15 protein-coding genes and 3 tRNA genes are annotated in these 16,775 nt (G+C 65.9%); 7 read left to right on the top strand and 11 right to left on the bottom strand.

Annotated elements, in window-relative coordinates; genetic code table 11:
- Positions 1–2: 2 nt before the first annotated feature.
- Positions 3–1,178, bottom strand: a complete 1,176-nt coding sequence (locus CA833_RS14565) for a MaoC family dehydratase N-terminal domain-containing protein (RefSeq protein ID WP_142634022.1) — start codon at positions 1,176–1,178, stop codon at positions 3–5.
- A 224-nt stretch (positions 1,179–1,402) separates the two neighbouring features.
- Here CA833_RS14565 and CA833_RS14560 point away from each other — a divergent pair, with 224 nt between their 5' ends.
- Positions 1,403–2,353: a nitronate monooxygenase family protein gene (locus CA833_RS14560; RefSeq protein ID WP_207078425.1), complete on the top strand. Its 951-nt coding sequence runs from the start codon at positions 1,403–1,405 to the stop codon at positions 2,351–2,353.
- Here CA833_RS14560 and CA833_RS14555 read toward each other — a convergent pair.
- From CA833_RS14555 to CA833_RS14545, 3 genes are all read right to left on the bottom strand, one after another.
- On the bottom strand, positions 2,239–2,985 hold the full coding sequence (locus tag CA833_RS14555) for an AHH domain-containing protein (RefSeq protein WP_255535832.1): 747 nt from the start codon (positions 2,983–2,985) through the stop codon (positions 2,239–2,241). The two genes, CA833_RS14560 and CA833_RS14555, sit on opposite strands and share 115 nt — an antisense overlap.
- The gene (locus CA833_RS14550) at positions 2,933–3,697 is read right to left on the bottom strand and encodes a hypothetical protein (protein ID WP_242526121.1); all 765 of its coding nucleotides are present in this window, start codon (positions 3,695–3,697) and stop codon (positions 2,933–2,935) included. The genes CA833_RS14555 and CA833_RS14550 overlap by 53 nt, the downstream gene beginning before the upstream one ends.
- Before the next feature lie 135 nt (positions 3,698–3,832).
- Positions 3,833–4,306, bottom strand: coding sequence for a flavodoxin family protein (locus CA833_RS14545; protein ID WP_242526120.1), 474 nt, complete (start codon positions 4,304–4,306; stop codon positions 3,833–3,835).
- A gap of 172 nt (positions 4,307–4,478) precedes the next feature.
- On the opposite strand from CA833_RS14545, the gene recJ reads away from it, so the two are divergent.
- The 4 genes from recJ (at position 4,479) to CA833_RS14525 (ending at position 6,746) form a co-directional block, all read left to right on the top strand.
- Complete coding sequence (gene recJ, locus CA833_RS14540; protein ID WP_142634026.1) at positions 4,479–6,278, top strand: single-stranded-DNA-specific exonuclease RecJ; 1,800 nt, start codon at positions 4,479–4,481, stop codon at positions 6,276–6,278.
- A 168-nt stretch (positions 6,279–6,446) separates the two neighbouring features.
- Positions 6,447–6,521, top strand: a tRNA-Glu gene (locus CA833_RS14535).
- Positions 6,522–6,558: 37 nt separating this feature from the next.
- Positions 6,559–6,633, top strand: a tRNA-Glu gene (locus CA833_RS14530).
- A 38-nt stretch (positions 6,634–6,671) separates the two neighbouring features.
- A tRNA-Glu gene (locus CA833_RS14525) sits at positions 6,672–6,746 on the top strand.
- A gap of 180 nt (positions 6,747–6,926) precedes the next feature.
- Here the strand turns inward: CA833_RS14525 and CA833_RS14520 are convergent.
- The 4 genes from CA833_RS14520 to CA833_RS14505 all read right to left on the bottom strand — a co-directional run bounded on the left by CA833_RS14520 (position 6,927) and on the right by CA833_RS14505 (position 10,185).
- On the bottom strand, positions 6,927–7,205 hold the full coding sequence (locus CA833_RS14520; protein WP_207078424.1) for a hypothetical protein: 279 nt from the start codon (positions 7,203–7,205) through the stop codon (positions 6,927–6,929).
- A 240-nt stretch (positions 7,206–7,445) separates the two neighbouring features.
- The gene (locus CA833_RS14515) at positions 7,446–8,156 is read right to left on the bottom strand and encodes an extensin family protein (RefSeq protein WP_207078423.1); all 711 of its coding nucleotides are present in this window, start codon (positions 8,154–8,156) and stop codon (positions 7,446–7,448) included.
- A gap of 51 nt (positions 8,157–8,207) precedes the next feature.
- Positions 8,208–8,405: a hypothetical protein gene (locus CA833_RS14510; protein WP_142634140.1), complete on the bottom strand. Its 198-nt coding sequence runs from the start codon at positions 8,403–8,405 to the stop codon at positions 8,208–8,210.
- Positions 8,406–8,622: 217 nt separating this feature from the next.
- Positions 8,623–10,185: an amino acid permease gene (locus CA833_RS14505; protein WP_207078422.1), complete on the bottom strand. Its 1,563-nt coding sequence runs from the start codon at positions 10,183–10,185 to the stop codon at positions 8,623–8,625.
- A 233-nt stretch (positions 10,186–10,418) separates the two neighbouring features.
- Here CA833_RS14505 and panB point away from each other — a divergent pair, with 233 nt between their 5' ends.
- On the top strand, positions 10,419–11,288 hold the full coding sequence (panB, locus tag CA833_RS14500) for a 3-methyl-2-oxobutanoate hydroxymethyltransferase (RefSeq protein WP_142634144.1): 870 nt from the start codon (positions 10,419–10,421) through the stop codon (positions 11,286–11,288).
- A gap of 6 nt (positions 11,289–11,294) precedes the next feature.
- Positions 11,295–11,777, top strand: coding sequence for a GNAT family N-acetyltransferase (locus CA833_RS14495; protein WP_242526119.1), 483 nt, complete (start codon positions 11,295–11,297; stop codon positions 11,775–11,777).
- On the opposite strand, the gene prsR is transcribed toward CA833_RS14495, so the two are convergent.
- From prsR to CA833_RS14480, 3 genes are read right to left on the bottom strand one after another with little or no spacing between them, the layout of a single operon-like run.
- Positions 11,752–13,140, bottom strand: a complete 1,389-nt coding sequence (prsR, locus tag CA833_RS14490; RefSeq protein WP_207078421.1) for a PEP-CTERM-box response regulator transcription factor — start codon at positions 13,138–13,140, stop codon at positions 11,752–11,754. The two genes, CA833_RS14495 and prsR, sit on opposite strands and share 26 nt — an antisense overlap.
- A 1-nt stretch (position 13,141) precedes the next feature.
- Positions 13,142–15,262, bottom strand: a complete 2,121-nt coding sequence (prsK, locus tag CA833_RS14485) for an XrtA/PEP-CTERM system histidine kinase PrsK (protein ID WP_207078420.1) — start codon at positions 15,260–15,262, stop codon at positions 13,142–13,144.
- On the bottom strand, positions 15,259–16,644 hold the full coding sequence (locus CA833_RS14480; RefSeq protein WP_207078419.1) for a TIGR03013 family XrtA/PEP-CTERM system glycosyltransferase: 1,386 nt from the start codon (positions 16,642–16,644) through the stop codon (positions 15,259–15,261). The genes prsK and CA833_RS14480 overlap by 4 nt, the downstream gene beginning before the upstream one ends.
- Between the last annotated feature and the right edge of the window lie 131 nt (positions 16,645–16,775).

Raw genomic sequence — 16,775 nt, 5'->3', positions numbered from 1 at the left:
GCTCAGCCCGGCTTCCTGGGCAGCGCGATCTCGGCCAGGCCGGCGCACATCAGCGTGCCCTTCTGGTTCGTCATCTTGTGCTTCACCTGCACCAGATGACGGCCTTCATCGTCCACCAGCTTGTCGACCACCTCGGCAGTCTGGATCGTGACGTCGCCCGAAAGCGCCGGCCCGCGATAATTGGCGGTCGAGTGGACAACCATGCCCCATTCCCCGGCCCAACCGGACAGGTAGTCCGTCACCCACGCCCCCATCGACGCGCCGTAACCATACGCGCGCGGCATGCCGATCTTGCGGGCGTATTTCGGGAACAGATGCCCGCGCGAAGGCCCGAAATAGGCGCCATCCGTCAGCTCCGGATTGATCCGTTCCATATGGGGATCGTTTTCGTGACCGGCCATTTCCGGCGTGAAGCCCAGTGCGGCAAGATCCAGTTCGCGGCGATCCAGCGTGCCCCAGGTGGTGAACAGATAGGCGCGCCACTCGGTGGTGAAGCTGGCCACGGTATGCGGACCGAACACCCGCTCCGGCAGCTGGTCGCCGATGGTCACGTCATCCCACCAGCGTTCCTTGTGCCCCAGTTCATGGAGCATCCGGATCCAGGCAAACTTGCGCTCTTCCAGCGTCTCCAGCTCCTCGTCGGTCCATTCCGGCTCCTCGAACTCGGCGGTGTTGACGGTGTCCCCACCGGCATGGGCGAGGTAGCGGATCGCGGTGGAGCGCTGCTTGGCGATCAGTTCGCCGTGCTGGTTACGATAGAAATTGTCACCGCGCTGGAAGCAGGTCGGGCCGAAACCGGTGTTCTTGACGACGTAGTCGAAGGGAATACGCTCGTTGGTGACGGTATCGCCGCCAAACACGCGCGGGCCATAGTGCCAGAACTCGTCGCCGCCGAACAGCAGGTGCGAATTGGGAATGCAGCCCACGCAGGACGGCGCGGTGCCGTGGCCGTCGTCCATGACGATCGGGAAGCTCTGCGGCGCCACCAGCTTGCCGTAACGGCTGGCAGCCGCATAGGCGGGGTCGAAGTGCAGCAGGTTGGGATAATGCATCGCCTGGACCCAGCGGCGAATGTCGTTGTTGCCCAGCACTTCGCGGATCGGCGCGGAATCGATGACCTTGCCGAGATACTGGTCGATATCCGAACAATCGAACGTGGCGGTTGCAGCCTCTGACATCGCGTAGTCCTCTCCTTGCCGGGCCATGGACAGGCCTCGTGCGTGATCCGGCGCCCTGCTCGGCCCCTCATGATCGACAATGCTGTTCATTACAGAAGCAGGACGCCACGTCACGCCCGCACCGCTCCGCCACGAACAGTAACGCCGTGGCGCTACGCCGCTCTCGACAGGCGCGCGCGCGCCAATTATGCCGGAAGTTAATCGATCAATTAAACGGAGTGGACATGCCTCTTCCTGTGCCTTTCGATACTTTGCGCCTTCCCGTCATCGCGGCGCCGATGTTCATCGTCTCGAACCCGGAACTGGTCATTGCCCAGGTCCGCTCGGGGATCGTCGGCAGCTTCCCTGCGCTGAACGCCCGTCCGGCCAGCCAGCTCGACGAATGGCTTTGCAAGATCGAAGAGGAAACGGAAGGTTGCGCCGCGCCCTTCGCCGTCAACCTGATCGTCCACAAGAGCAACAACCGCCTCCAGGACGACCTTGCCGTGCTCGAGAAGCACAAGGTGCCGCTGGTCATCACCTCGCTTGGCGCCATCCCCGAGGTAAACGCGGCCGTGCACGGCTGGGGCGGATCGGTGTTCCATGACGTGATCGACAACCGCTTTGCCCGCAAGGCCGTCGAAAAGGGTGCGGACGGCCTGATCGCGGTCGCCGCCGGTGCCGGCGGTCATGCCGGCACGCAGTCCCCCTTCGCACTGGTCCAGGAAATCCGCAGCTGGTTCGACGGGCCGCTGGCGCTCTCCGGCGCGATTTCCTGCGGCCGTTCGATCCTCGCTGCCCAGGCGATGGGCGCCGACTTCGCCTATATCGGCAGCTCCTGGATCGCCACCAGCGAAGCCAATGCTGCCGACGGCTACAAGCAGGCGATCGTCGACAGCCATGCCTCCGACATCGTCTATTCCAGCCTGTTCACCGGGGTCCACGGCAATTACCTGCGCTCATCGATCCTCGCATCGGGCCTCGATCCCGACAACCTGCCGGAGGGGGACAAGAGCGCGATGGACTTCGGTTCGGGCGGCAATACCGCAGCCAAGGCGTGGAAGGACATCTGGGGCGCCGGTCAGGGCGTAGGCGCGGTGGAGCGGATCGAATCCGTGGCCGACCGCGTCGCCGCGCTCGAAGCTGAATATCGGTCGGCCGTCGCCAGCCTGCGTGGCCGCACGGGCATCGATTGAGGGAACGGCGGCAGGAACGCTGCGCCCGGCGGCATGACTGTCGCCGGCGCTGCCGAAACCGCGCCGTCCGTCCCCTGCCACAGCAGTTCAGCCATCGCGTCGAGTTCGGCAAAGTCGATGCCCTGCCCGAGCGGATCGCGACGGTTGAGCAGGGGGCGACGGGCGCTCGGTGTCAGCAGCAGGCGCCGCAAGGCCTTGCGCAGCAGATCCAGGCGCATCTGCGCGGCCATGGCCGCGCCCCGCGGATCGCGCCGGTCCGCCGTGCACCAATCCGCCTCGATCTGGCCGACCCGCTCCACCACCAGCTGCGTATAGCCGTGGTGCGGGCCGCGGTGGAGCGGCAGGCCCATGCGCAGCGCCGCCTCCTCGCGGCATGGCAGCAGCAGGCCATTATCGCGAAAATCCTCGAAACGACGCCGCTCCGGCCCGATGGCGGCGAACATGCGGACGAACGACTTGCGCACGAGCACGGCGCGCGGCAGCAAGTGGTGGCGCTGAAGCCCCGGATCAAAATCGGGCTGACCCCTGCGGTTGACCGCTCGGAAAGACAGGAACTGCCGCAGAGGTAGATCGGCTCCCTCAACCCTGGCGCCAGATCCACACGAGGTTGCCGACTTGCGAAGGTTCGGCAAACAGCCCGTTCCCGCCCTCGATCGGTTCGGGCCGGGTCATCGCGCCGTGCCGCACCAGAAAATCGGCCACGCGGATGGCAAGCTTGATGGTCTCGGCCCGCGCCTCGCCCTGGGCAGCTTCGAGCTGGAATTCCTGTCCGGTGAACGCGGCAAGCCCCTGGCTGGCCACGCTGCCGTCCGGCGCAGGCACCAATGCGGCAAGACCGAGCGCGGGGAATGCCCCGCCGCCCAGCCAGTTCATCACGATTCGCGCGAAATAGGCAGGAGCCATCGCCGTTCCCGCGCTGTGCCAGACCACCGCTACCACCGGTGCCTGCAGTGCAAGCCCGGCCGCCAGCCCCGCCAGCGTACGCACCACCGGCAGCATCGCCCGTCCTGCCGCGATATGTCTCCCCGGCGCGATCTCCACCGCCTCCAGAGCCTGGAAGCGGGGCATCGACTGCTCGAACCCATAGACATGCTGCGGTGCCGGCACCGGCGAACCTGCGCCCGGCTTCAGGCCGGACATGTCGAACGTCAGGCCGCTCGACAGCAGTTCCAGCCAACCCTCATCCTGCCGGGGACGGTGACTGATCCGTGCGGTCGTCCCGCCGCCATCGAACAACCGGGCCATGTCATCCGCCGAGGGACGACAGCCCGCTTCGAACAGCAGCGAAACACCGCCCTCCGAATGGCGCACGGGCCCTTCGCAAGTCAGAACATCAAGGCTCACCGGCTCATCCGTTTCCACCGTCACAATTGGCATCAATTCGCCTCTGGCGTCGAGTCCGTTCTGCCCTTCGTACCAAGCATGAACGCACCCCCGAGGGTGGCGTTAAAATATTGAAATGCCGGGCTGCAAGCGGCGTCAGAAAATACCCAGCGCCAGCCCCTCGGCAAAGGCCATGCCGAGTTCGCAGCAGGCCCCCAGATCCTCGCGCGAAACGGTCTTTTCGGCGAGGATCTCGCGCGGCGTCTGCGCGTCGAGATGCACGACCAGCGGCTGTGCGACACGGCGCAGACGCCATCCGGTGACGATGCGGTCGATCTGCGCCTGTGCCCCGCTGCCATCGCTTCCGGCGGCAATGGCGGTGGCATAAGGCCGCCCCTCGATCCGGCCGAGCAGCGGGTAATAGCACCGGTCGAACATCTCCTTCATCATGCCCGACATGGTGCCGAGGTTTTCCGGGCAGACAAAGACATAACCCTGCGCGCCCAGCAGGATCGCGGGCATCGCCTCCGCCGCCGGAAGCAGATAGGCCGCTTCTCCGGCCCCGTCGGAAATGGCGATGGACATGGCGCGCGCGGCGCCGGTTCGGCTGTGCCAGACCACTGCGATCATCGATCGCCTCCTCTTCCATCCATGCACACGGCTTTTCGCCGCGATCATACGCCCATTATCGCCCCGCCCATAGGCATGATTGCGCCGTTCCGCCCCCTCCATTTCGCGATCATCGCGCCAACCGTATCGCTGCGCACTGGCCGTTCGCCGCCGGGTGGTATAACCGACCGCCATGGCATCCCGACCCGCAGCCGTTTTCGGCATCGACCGCTCGCTCTCCGGCAAATCCTGGCGCTGGCGCGGCGGCAACATGGACCTTTCAGAGCCCGACGGCATCTTCGGCGGCGGCATGACCGACGATATCGTCACGCAGCTCCTGCTCTCGCGCGGGGTTCCGCGTGAAGACCTCGACCGGCACCGCAATCCCTCGCTGCGCGCGTTCCTGCCCGACCCTTCGGAATTCCGCGACATGGACGCCGCGGCGGAGCGACTGGCGCAGGCCGTGCTCACCAACGAGACGGTCACGATCTACGGCGACTACGACGTCGACGGCGCCACCAGCGCCGCCCTGCTGATCCTGCTGCTGCGCGAACTCGGCCACGAGGCCCGCTACTACATCCCCGATCGCCTGCTCGAAGGCTACGGCCCGAGCGGCGAGGCGCTGGTGCGAATCGCCGGAGAAGGATCAAGCCTGATCGTCACCGTCGATTGCGGCGCCATGGCCTACGAAGCGCTGGAAATGGCAAGCAACGCCGGCGTCGACGTGGTCGTGGTCGACCACCACAAGTGCGCCGCCGTGCTGCCGCGCGCGATGGCGCTGGTCAATCCCAACCGCCTCGACGAGAACGAGCTTGCCGCCTCTCATGGCCATCTGGCCGCCGTCGGCGTCGCCTTTCTGCTGGCGGTGGCGACGGTGCGTGTCCTGCGCCGCCGCGGCTTCTTCGCGAACCGGCGCGAGCCCGATCTCTTTGCCCTGCTCGATCTTGTCGCCCTGGGTACGGTGGCGGACGTCGCCGCGCTCCACGGCCTCAACCGGGCCCTCGTGGCGCAAGGCCTCCGGATCATGGCCCGGCGCGACAACATCGGCATGTCCGCCCTCATCGATGCGAGCCGCCTCAGCCGCGCCCCGACGTGCTCCGACCTCGGTTTCGCGCTCGGCCCGCGCATCAACGCAGGCGGCCGTGTCGGCGAATCGACGCTCGGGGTCCGGCTTCTCACCACCACCGACGCCGACGAAGCCCGCGACATCGCCGCCCAGCTCTCGCGTCTCAACGACGAGCGCCGCGCCATCGAGCAGGCCGTGCAGGAAGCGGCAGAGGCACAGCTCCACGCCCAGCACAACCGCGCGGTCATCGTTGTCGCGGGGGCTGGCTGGCATCCGGGCGTGATCGGCATCGTCGCGGGCCGGATCAAGGAAAAGACCGGCAAGCCCACCCTCGTCATCGCCCTGGACGCCGACGAGAACGGCAACGGCAAGGGGTCCGGCCGCTCGATCTCCGGCGTCGACCTCGGCGCCGCGATCATTGCCGCGCGCGAGGCCGGCCTGCTGGTCGCGGGCGGCGGCCACGCCATGGCAGCGGGCCTCACCATCGCTCCCGACAAGCTGGAGGCGCTGTCCGAATGGCTCGATTCCCGCCTCGCCAACGACGTTGCCCATGCCAGCGCCCACCAGTCGATGCTGCTGGACCTTGCGCTCGCCCCCGGAGGCCTGACGCCTGACCTCGTGGAAACCCTCGAGAGTGCCGGCCCATACGGCATGGGCTGGCCCGGCCCTCGCGTCGCGGTGGGCCCGGTGCGCATCCTCAAGGCGGACACGGTGGGCGCCGATCACGTGCGCCTGATCGTTGGGGGCAACGACGGCGGCCGCTTCAAGGCGATGGCATTCCGCGCCGCCGAAAGCGACCTCGGGCAGGCCCTGCTCCACGCCTCGCAGGGACGCCGCCTGTGGCTCGCCGGACGGGCCAAGATCGACGATTGGGGCAGCCGTCCGCAGGCCGAACTCCACGTCGACGATGCCGCGTTCCTCGACTGAACAAAAAATCCGGGGCACCCAATGCCCGGTAAATCGGGCCGAAATCGAGTTTTCAACAACTGCCTGCGGCAAACCGACACAGAGAGTTCATTTAATTCGCAATGTGGGGGTTGACCCCCCGGGGGACCACCGCTAGAGGGCCGGTCCTGCCTCCGGCGCAACTCGGATGGCCCCTTCGTCTAGCGGTTAGGACGCGGCCCTTTCACGGCTGAAACACGGGTTCGATTCCCGTAGGGGTCACCATTCCGGTGCTTTGAGTGTAGAGCAAAATGCCTTTGCTGGCCCCTTCGTCTAGCGGTTAGGACGCGGCCCTTTCACGGCTGAAACACGGGTTCGATTCCCGTAGGGGTCACCATTCCGGTGCTTTGATCGGCAGACCAAAATGCCCTTGTTGGCCCCTTCGTCTAGCGGTCAGGACGCGGCCCTCTCACGGCTGAAACACGGGTTCGATTCCCGTAGGGGTCACCAGTCTCGCTGACGAGACCATCCTCCTCCCATATAGACACCTCCCGCAAGAACCTTGCGAAGAACTGCTGCATGGACAGCGGCCTACAGCAACATTTGCGCACAACACGCTCCCCCAATCCCTGACGCCTCCAAGCCTCTCTGCGGGCCCGCCTGGAAGCGCCTGGAAGGCGCCCAGCGCGCTCAGAAGGCAAATGAGAGCTGATCGGGATGCGCCATGCGCGGCCGCGAGCCTCGCTCGCGCACGTTGTCCTTGTCGACCGTTCCGAAAATCACCTTGATCATCGTCAGCGCCCGGGAATTGACCGCGCTCGACGCCTCGAGACGGCGCACCGCACGCGCGGGATCGCGATAGCCGATCGCCTTGCCCAGTTCTGCTTCGGTCAACCCGCGATTCTTGCGGGCGAGAGCCAGTTCGGCCCCGGTCATGAGGATCTCCATCGATAGGGTTTCGGGCAGCACCAGCTTGATCGAAATGGCTTTTCGATTGCGGTGCAGGCCCCCTCCTAGTCGCGGCGAATCCTCCGTTCCAGCACGGACTTTGCTTTTCCACATGCTTCCCACAGCCTGTTTACAGCTTGCCCACAGAACTGTCCCGGCAACCGATTCGACCTCTTGGACTCGCGGAATCGCCCTTCGTCGCCTCCCGATTCCACGCCGGGATTCGCACCGGATCAGGGCGCTGCAGCGCCCGCGATGCGATCAGCGGCACACGCTCCACGACGCCGGGCGGCGCATCTGGTCGAGATGAAGATGGTCGGCGTGAGCGGCGTTGTAGTCCGGCGACAGCACGGTCGAAAAAGCCCCGCAGGCATGGTCGCGCACGGCATGCAGGAATGCGGCATCACGGCCGCCACCCTTCCAGTCGCGGCGCACCTCGATGCGGCGGCCATTGGCCAGCACAAAAGCGGCAATGTCGATGCCGTTGCCGGTGGCGTGCTCGCTCCAGGCCCCCGTGTCGCCGCCTCCAATGCGGCGGCAGTTCACCGTTCCGAGATGCTCCAGTTCCACGACCGGGCTGCCATAGATCGCCTCTGCGCGTGACTGGACACCGTGCCGCAGCCACCAGGCCAGCCCCGCCTCGACCGCGCAGGTCGCCTCGGCCCGCTGCGGCGAAAGCTGCGCTTCGGCGAGCAGCACCGTCCGACGATCCTCGCGGCGACAGGCTCCGTCCCCCTGCGGCGGCAAGGGATTGTCGGCAAGGCCGCTGTGCTGGAGAAAGGCCCTACATGTCCCCGCATCCGCGCGCAGGGCGTCCAGCTTGCGCGCGGTGGCCCAGCCGGGCCGTTCGGCCAGCACCAGCGGCGCCCAGGGATTGGAACCGGGATGGTCGTGCAGCCAGTTCAGCACCGCGAGGCCCAGGCATGCCAGCAGCAGCGCGGCCAGCGCTGCCCGATCGAACAGGGACGTCATACCGGATGAACGTCCTTCTCGGCGATCCGCTCCCCCGGCAGCGCCAGGGACTTATTCGAGCAGGGAGAAGATGGCCCATGCCAGGCCGGTCGCTCCGAGGAACAGGGGCCAGGACCAGTAGAGTTCATGCCCCTGGTAATAGGTATGGGTGATGACCAGCATGCCTCCGCGCGACCCTTGCGAGCCGATCACGAGCGAAACGACCCAGGTAAGCAGAAATCCCGGGACCAGTGCCTTGATGACAGCCATTTCATTAACCTGGTTAGGTGAGCCTGCCCTGCACCGTGGCAGGAATTGGTAAATTTGATCTTACCAAAACGCCCGGGAACCACCTTTGCCAGGCTGTGGATAATTCCGGCAAATGCAGTGAGCATCCGGTGCACGAGCGTGCGCACGGCCACGTGCCAGCTAACAAAAAAGGGGAGCCGAAGCTCCCCTTTCCCGAACCAGTTTGCGAACGCAACGCTCAGACCGGCGGAACCGGCTGCGGCGGCGCGTCGGCATCCGCTTCGTGCACTTCGACCAGACCGCGGCCGATGTGGCTCTTGCGGTAGCCGTAGGCAAAATAGACGATGAGGCCGAGGCCGCCCCAGACGGGGAGCACCAGCATCGCCTCGACCGGCAGGTTGAAGTAAAGCACGAGGCAGCCGACGATCGCGATCGGCGCGACCACCCAGACCAGCGGCGTGCGGAACGGGCGATGGCGCTGGGGATCGCGCACGCGCAGGATCAGCACCGCGATCGACACCATCAGGAACGCGAACAGCGTGCCCGAGTTCGAGATGTCGGCCAGCTGGCCCACCGGCAGCAGCGCGGCAGCAACGGCCACGAACACGCCGGTGATCATCGTCACGATGTGCGGCGTCTTCCACTTGGGGTGGACGGTCGCCAGCTTCTCGGGAAGCAGACCGTCACGCGCCATCACGAAGAAGATGCGGGTCTGGCCATAGAGCATCATCAGGATGACCGACGGCAGCGCGAGGTTCGCGGCCAGGCCGATGAGGTCACCGGCAACCGAGAAGTTGACCGCGCGCAGGACGTGGGCGAGCGCCTCGTTCGAGCAGACCAGCGGAACCTGGCCCTGCTTGGCGAGCGCGGCGCACTGCATGGCGAACTCGGTCGAACCGGGCTGAACACCCGTTGCCGTCGGCTGGGCGCCAACAGCGCCGATGGCACCGGCAGCGACGAGCAGGTAGAACACGGTGCACAGCGCCAGGCTGCCGATCAGGCCGATCGGCACGTTGCGCTGCGGGTTCTTGGTTTCCTCGGCCGCGGTCGAAACCGCGTCGAAGCCGACGTAGGCAAAAAAGATCGACGCCGCCGCACCAACGATGCCGAGGCCGCTGCTACCCGCCGGACCGAACCAGCCATTGGGCGCGAACGGCATGAAATGCTCGCCCTTCATCAGCGGCAGGGTGAAGACGATGAACATCGTCAGCGCCGCAACCTTGATGGCGACGAGGATCGCGTTGAAGGTCGCGCTTTCCTTGGTGCCGATCACCAGCAGCGAGGTCACCGCCAGCGCCACGAAGATGGCGGGAACGTTGATGATGCCGTGGCTGAAATCGACGCCCGAAAGCGACCATGCCGGCCCCGAGGAGAGTAATTCGGGTAACTCGAACCCCGTCAAACTCTTGAGAAGCCCCATGAAATAGCCCGACCAGCCGACCGAAACGGCCGAGGCAGCCACCGCATATTCGAGGATCAGCGCCCAGCCGACCATCCAGGCCAGCAGTTCGCCGACAACGGCATAGCTATAGGTGTAGGCGGAGCCGGAAACCGGCACCATCGAGGCCAGTTCCGAGTAGCACAGGGCCGCCACCGCGCAGATCGCGCCGGCGATGACAAAGCTCCACATCATGCCGGGGCCAGCCTTCTGGGCCGCAGCGGCGGTAAGAACAAAAATGCCGGTACCGATGATGGCGCCGACGCCCAGCAGCGTCAGCTGGACAGGTCCAAGCGACCGGTGAAGAGATTTCTTTTCCGCTGTCGCCAAAATGGCGTCGAGCGGTTTTACGCGTCCGAACATTAGGACCCCCGAGTTCTTGTATGGGCGCGACGCTAGCGTGATGCGTGCTCAGCGCAAGCGGTTTACGCATCGGTAACCCCACGTTTGCTGCATCTCGATGACAAAATTGGGCAAACACGCCGCCAAGGGCATACCTCAAGTACTTTCAGGGCACTCTCCGGGCCGCTCAAGGACATGTTCGCATGCGTCTTTGCGGGTTTGCCGCGAGGGGACGAGGCGCTAGAAGCACGCCCATGTCCACGACCTTCCAGCTCGACACCGCGACCAGCCGCGCCAATCCCACCCCGGCTCCGATGAAGCGCCTGACGGTACCGGCCATCCAGCGCCGCAAGGCCGGCGGCATCACGGCCGAGCCGCTGGTCATGCTCACCGCCTATACCGCGCGCCAGGCGCAGCTTCTCGATGAGCATTGCGACATCCTGCTGGTGGGAGATTCGCTGGCCCAGGTGATCTATGGCCTGCCCTCCACCCTGCCCGTCACGCTCGACATGATGATCGCGCACGGCGCCGCGGTGGTGCGCGGCAGCTATCATTCGCTGGTCGTCGTCGACATGCCGTTCGGCTCCTATGAAGAGAGCCCGCAACAGGCCTTTGCCTCCGCCGCGCGGATCATGGCCGAGACCGGCTGCGCCGCCGTGAAGCTCGAAGGCGGCACCGCCATGGCCGAAACCATCGCTTTCCTGACCCGCCGCGGCATCCCGGTGATGGCCCATATCGGCCTGACCCCGCAGGCGGTGAACGCGCTGGGCGGCTACGGTGCGCGCGGCCGCAGCCAGGAAGAGCATGCCAAGATCATCTCCGACGGCAAGGCCGTGGCCGAGGCCGGTGCTTTCTCGGTCGTGGTCGAGGGGGTGATCGAGCCCATCGCCATCGCGCTGACGCAAAGCCTCGAAATCCCGGTGATCGGCATCGGTGCCTCGGCCCAGTGCGACGGCCAGGTGCTGGTGGCCGAAGACATGCTCGGCATGTTCGAGCGGGTTCCGCGTTTCGTGAAGCGCTATGCCGACATGGCCGCACTCGTCTCCGAAGCCGCCGCGACATATGCCCGGGAAGTCCGTTCGCGCGCCTTCCCCGGTGCCGAACAGACCTACCAGCCCAAGTAATCGGGCGTGACGGCGCCGGACATCAGGGTCGACGATCCGGCGGCGGCGCATGTCGCACCGCTGCTGGAGCACCACTTGCGCGAACTCGCCGCGGTCATGGGTGAACACGCCTTCGCGCTCGATGCGAGCGGGCTTTCGGCTCCCGGCGTGACCTTCTGGACCGCCTGGCGCGGCGGTGCGCTGGCCGGGTTCGCGGCACTGAAGGAACTGGACAAACACGCCGCTGAAGTGAAGTCGATGCGTGCAGCGCCCGATGCGCGCGGCACCGGCGTCGGGCGCGCCCTGCTCGATCATGTCGTTGCCGAGGCGCGGGCGCGTGGCCATGCCCGGCTCTACCTCGAAACCGGCACCGCCCCATTGCACCAGCCCGCGATCGGCCTCTATCGCAGCCGGGGCTTCACCTCATGCCCGCCCTTTGCCGACTATGAGGCGAGCCCGCACAACCAGTTCATGATGCTGGCGCTCAGCCCTGCAGGTCGTACTGCTTGAGCAGATCGTAAAGCGTCGGGCGGCTGATGCCCAGCATCTTGGCCGTGCTGGAAATGTTGCCCTCGCTACGCGCCAGCGCATGACGGATGACCTTGCGGTCCGCCTGCTCGCGCGCGGTCTTGAGATTGAGGGCATTGGCGATCTGCTGGTCGGGTTCGGCCAGATCGAGGTCGACGGCACCGACCAGCTTCTCGTCCGCCATGATGACCGCGCGTTTCACCCGGTTTTCCAGTTCGCGCACATTGCCCGGCCAGTGCCAGGCATCGATCGCCGCCAGCGCATCGGCCGAGAAGCCGCGCACCCGCGGGTTCATTTCCTTGGCATAGCGATTGAGGAACACTTTCGCGAGCAGCGTGGCATCCCCCGGCCGCTCGGCAAGGCTCGGGATCTTCACGACGATCTCGGCGAGACGGTAGAACAGGTCTTCGCGGAAACGCCCGTCGGCGATCATCGCCTCGAGATCCTGATGGGTCGCGCAGACGATGCGGGTGTCGACCGGGATCGACTCGCGCGAGCCTACCCGCTCGATCACGCGTTCCTGCAGGAAGCGCAGCAGCTTGACCTGCAGCTGGAGCGGGATGTCGCCCACTTCGTCGAGGAACAGGGTGCCGCCGCCGGCCTGCTCGATCTTGCCCGGCGTGGTCTTGACGGCGCCGGTGAAGGCCCCCTTCTCGTGGCCGAACAGCTCGCTTTCAAGGAGGTTCTCGGGGATCGCGGCGCAGTTGATCGCAACGAACTCGCCCTTGGCACGCCCGCTCGCCTCGTGCAGCCCGCGCGCCAGCAGTTCCTTGCCGGTCCCCGAAGCGCCCAGCAGCATGACCGAGACATTGGTATTGGCCACACGCTCGATCGTGCGGGCGACCCGCACCATTTCCGGTGCCGCCGTGATCATCCGGCCAAGCACCTTGTCGTCCTTGTCGACCTTGGAAGCCAGACGGCGGTTCTCGTCCTCGAGGCGGTGCAACTGGTATGCGCGGCGCACGATGAGGCCCAGCGCATCGATGTCCACCGGCTTCTGGTAGAAGTCGTAAGCCCCGCGCGCGATCGCCTGAAGCGCGGATTCGCGCGCGCCGTGCCCGGAGGCAACGATGACCTTGGTATCGGGCTTGAGCGCCATGATCTCGTCCAGCACCGCGAATCCCTCGGTCACGCCATCGGGATCGGGCGGCAGTCCGAGATCGAGCGTGACCACGTCGGGCATTTCCGAACGCAGCAGGGCCATCGCCTGAGGCCGGTCACCGGCGATCAGGACCTCGAAATCCTCGTAAGCCCACTTGAGCTGCGCCTGAAGCCCGGCATCGTCCTCGACGATCAGCAATTTGGGAAGAGCCTTCGCAGGCGCCTTTGCGGCAGTCTCGGTCATCTCAGGCTACCTTCTGATCCTTGGCGGCAAGCGTCTGGTAGAAATCGGTGGCGGCAGCCAGCGGCACCCGCACCACAAAGCGCGAACCCAGCCCTTCGCGCGATTCGACGTCGAGGCGGCCCCGCATCGCCCGCACCAGTTCCCGCGCCTCGAATGCGCCGATGCCGAAACCACCGCTCTTGGTGGAAACGAACGGCTTGAACAGGCGATTGCGCACGAATTCGGCGGACATGCCGCAACCGGAATCGAGCACCTCGAAACGGGCATTCAGCCCATCGCTGAGCAGCGAGAGGAACACCGGGCTGTCAGGCTGGCTGGCGTCCAGCGCATTTTGCAGCAGATGCAGCAACACCTGTTCAAGCGAATGGCGGTTGGCCGTCACCATCACCTCGATGGTTTCCGCCAGAACCACTTGCGGATTGCCCCGGAACCGCTCGATCACCGTGCGGGCGACCTCTCCGGCGGGCACCGGCTCCAGCTTATCGACCGCGCCGTTGCCGTAGCGCGACAGGCGCGCCAGCAAGGCATTGAGCTTGTCCGAGGAATTGCGCAGCGTCACCAGCATGTCGGCCCGGAACTCGGGCTTGTCGGCATGGAGTTCGGCATTGCGCGCCAGCAGGCTGAACTGGCTCGCGAGGTTCTTGATGTCGTGCATCACGAAGGCGATGCGGCGGTGGAAGTCCTCGAACCGGCTCGATTCCGCCAGCGCTTCCTGGCTCGCGTTCTCGGCCAGATAGCTGGCGAGCTGCTGTCCGATGACACGCAGGAGGTCAAAGTCCTCCCAGTCGAACTTGCGGGCCAGTTGCGGCCGGACGAGCACGACCATGCCGACCAGCCTTTCGTAATGAACCAGCGGCACCAGCGCCCAGGCGCGCGGCTCGGCCAGCAGCCATGCCGGTACTTCCACCTCATAACCGGTCGCCGTGAAGCCGGTGCGCTGATCGTCGAGATCGGCGATGAACGCGTTCTGCTCGAAGGGAGCCAGCGCCCGGGCGGGATAGGCAACCGCCGGGACCTCGATATCGCGCCAGTTCCAGCGCGCGGCGAGCGTGAGATCACCCTGATCGCCCGGGGTGAGCAGCAGCCCGGCAGGACTTGCAGTGACGTCCGCCACCGCCTGAACGACCCGCTCGGCCAGCGGCAGGGCCTGTTCGCCGCCGCTGCCGATCGTGCGGGTGAAGCGCAGCCATTCCTCGCGGTAATCGTAGCGGTGCTGGAAGAAGTGCTTGGCCGTCGTCACCTTGAGCCAGCCGCGCACCCGCCGCGAGGGCAGCACCACAAGCGCAAAGGCACTCGCCAGGGTGAGGAACGCCAGCTCGATGATACGCGCGAAGTCGCCGCCGACATAGGCAAGCCACTGGGCCACCGCGACCATGGCGACAAGATAGCCCCCGATCACCAGCAGCGAGAAGGTCTGGAACGTCACCGCCCGCGAAGGGCGCAGGCGCAGTTCGTCGCTGTTGCGGGCACCGCCAATGGCAAGGCAGGCCGCGAGAACCAGCGTGGCGATGCCGCGCAGCGCGCCCAGTTCCACCGGCCATTTGCTGCCGAGGTAGGCTACCGTGTAAAGATTGAGGTCGAAGGCCCAGAGCACCGCCAGTCCGGTAGCAGGCCAGCGCAGCGCCGCCCGGCCATCGCGCGGCGCCCCGGCATAGAGATTGTGGACCAACACCAGTCCGCCTACCGCGACCAGCAGGCGGAACATCACGGTAAAGTCGAACGCGACTTCCAGCACCCGCGAATCGAACGCCAGCCGGGACAGGCCGATGTCGGTGCCCAGGTGCATCAGTTCCACAAAGACCAGGGCGTAGATCACCGGCCGGATCGGCCCCAGGCTGTCATGGCGCCCGTCACTGGCAAACAGCGCATAGACCGCCGCCAGCCACGCGAGGTTGCGCGCGGTCTCGGCAAAGGAACGCACCAGCACATCGCCGCTGGCGACCGAGGCCACCCCCCAGATCGCCGTCACGAACAGCGCACAGACCACCGGCACGCCGGCACGGGCAAACCGGCTGCGGCGCGGCCAGAGCCAGAAGGCAAGGCTCGCCACCGCGATCGTGCCGGCCAGATGCAGCACGCTGCCCAGACCGGACCAGATCAGGGCTGCCGGAGCATCGATCATCGCGCTCCCTCGCTCCACAGCACCACCCGCAAGGTCTGCAGGATGATCAGGAAATCGAGGAACGGCGTGTAATTCTTGGCGTAGTAGAGATCGTATTCGAGCTTGTGCCGGGAATCCTCGATCGAGGCGCCATAGGGGTAGTTGATCTGCGCCCAGCCGGTGATGCCCGGCTTCACCATGTGCCGTTCGGCATAATAGCGCAGCTGCCCTTCGAGATCGGCAACGAACTGGGGCCGTTCGGGCCGCGGGCCGACAAAGCTCATCTCGCCCTTGAGCACGCTCCAGGCCTGCGGCAGTTCATCGATCCGCACCTTGCGGATGAAGCGGCCCACCCGGGTGACGCGGGGATCGTCCTTCTCGGCCCACTGGGCGCCGTTCGCCTCGGCATCGGTGCGCATCGAGCGCAGCTTGATGACGTCGAACGGCTCGCCGAACAGGCCGACCCGCGGCTGGCGGTAGAATGCCGGGCCGCGGCTGTCGATCTTCACGATCAGTGCGAACAGCAGGATTACAGGGCCCGTCAGAGCCAGCAGGAGCGCCGAGGCACAGACGTCGAAGACACGCTTGGCGGCGCTCGAAAACATGCGGCCGGATGAGAACCCGTCGGAAAAGATCAGCCAGCTGGGATTGACGGTATCGAGATCGACCCGCCCGGTCTCACGCTCCAGGAAGCTGGAGAATTCGTTGACGTGGACGCCGGTGGTCTTGATCCGCAGCAGATCCTTGAGCGGCAGCGCGTTGCGCCGTTCTTCCAGCGCCAGCACCACTTCGCTGACGCCGAGGTTGCCGACAAAACGGGTGAGATCGTGGATCGCGCTGCGGGCGATCGCTTCCTCCACGACCGGCGGCGCCTCGCTCATGGCAATGTAGCCGACGATGGCAAAGCCGCTCTCCGGCCGTTCGGCAAGCTGATAGAGGCGCTGCGCGCGGTCCCCGGCGCCCAGCACCAGGACCCGGCGGCGGAACGCCGAAGTGCCGAGCAGGCCGCTCAGCAGCAGGCGGTTGGCGATCAGCAGGAAGATCGCGAAGGCCATCGAATAGGCCAGCGTCGAGCGCCAGAAATGCTGCCCGGCGAACAGGAAATCGACAAACGAAAGCGCGATGATGCCCAGCGATACCGCCACCAGCAGCCGCGCCGCGGCAAACCGCATCGATCGCAGCGCATCCGCGCCGTAGACGCCGACCGCCACCATCGCCATGACAATCACCCCGGCAAAGGCAGCGTGAACCCCGAAACGCTGCACGACATCGCCCGGATCCATGCCGATCTGCTCGGCCCGCAGCCGCCAGGACACTTCGTTGGCAAGCATCAGCAGAATGAGGTCGACGAAGCACAGCAGCACGACGGCGTGAGGGATATAGTGTTTGAAAAGACGAATCATCGTCGCGCGTTTCGCCAGTCAACGGGCCGGTCGCGGCCCTTCCCTACAGCTACCGATAATGGGTAAACTGTCGGTAAATCTGACAGGGCGCAACCGTTAAACGCGCGATATTTCCCGCCAGAAACGGTATT

Source organism: Novosphingobium sp. KA1, assembly GCF_017309955.1.
Taxonomy (GTDB): domain Bacteria; phylum Pseudomonadota; class Alphaproteobacteria; order Sphingomonadales; family Sphingomonadaceae; genus Novosphingobium.
Note: the sequence above shows the minus strand (reverse complement) of the source record. Positions and strands in the feature narration are given on the sequence as shown.

Bases quoted from the DNA above. Each gene is read 5' to 3' on its own strand.
- CA833_RS14565 (WP_142634022.1), bottom strand. From the start codon at position 1,178: ATGTCAGAGGCTGCAACCGCCACGTTCGATTGTTCGGATATCGACCAG.
- CA833_RS14560 (WP_207078425.1), top strand. From the start codon at position 1,403: ATGCCTCTTCCTGTGCCTTTCGATACTTTGCGCCTTCCCGTCATCGCG.
- CA833_RS14545 (WP_242526120.1), bottom strand. From the start codon at position 4,306: ATGATCGCAGTGGTCTGGCACAGCCGAACCGGCGCCGCGCGCGCCATG.
- recJ (WP_142634026.1), top strand. From the start codon at position 4,479: ATGGCATCCCGACCCGCAGCCGTTTTCGGCATCGACCGCTCGCTCTCC.
- CA833_RS14515 (WP_207078423.1), bottom strand. From the start codon at position 8,156: ATGACGTCCCTGTTCGATCGGGCAGCGCTGGCCGCGCTGCTGCTGGCA.
- CA833_RS14510 (WP_142634140.1), bottom strand. From the start codon at position 8,405: ATGGCTGTCATCAAGGCACTGGTCCCGGGATTTCTGCTTACCTGGGTC.
- CA833_RS14505 (WP_207078422.1), bottom strand. From the start codon at position 10,185: ATGTTCGGACGCGTAAAACCGCTCGACGCCATTTTGGCGACAGCGGAA.
- panB (WP_142634144.1), top strand. From the start codon at position 10,419: ATGTCCACGACCTTCCAGCTCGACACCGCGACCAGCCGCGCCAATCCC.
- prsR (WP_207078421.1), bottom strand. From the start codon at position 13,140: ATGACCGAGACTGCCGCAAAGGCGCCTGCGAAGGCTCTTCCCAAATTG.
- prsK (WP_207078420.1), bottom strand. From the start codon at position 15,262: ATGATCGATGCTCCGGCAGCCCTGATCTGGTCCGGTCTGGGCAGCGTG.
- CA833_RS14480 (WP_207078419.1), bottom strand. From the start codon at position 16,644: ATGATTCGTCTTTTCAAACACTATATCCCTCACGCCGTCGTGCTGCTG.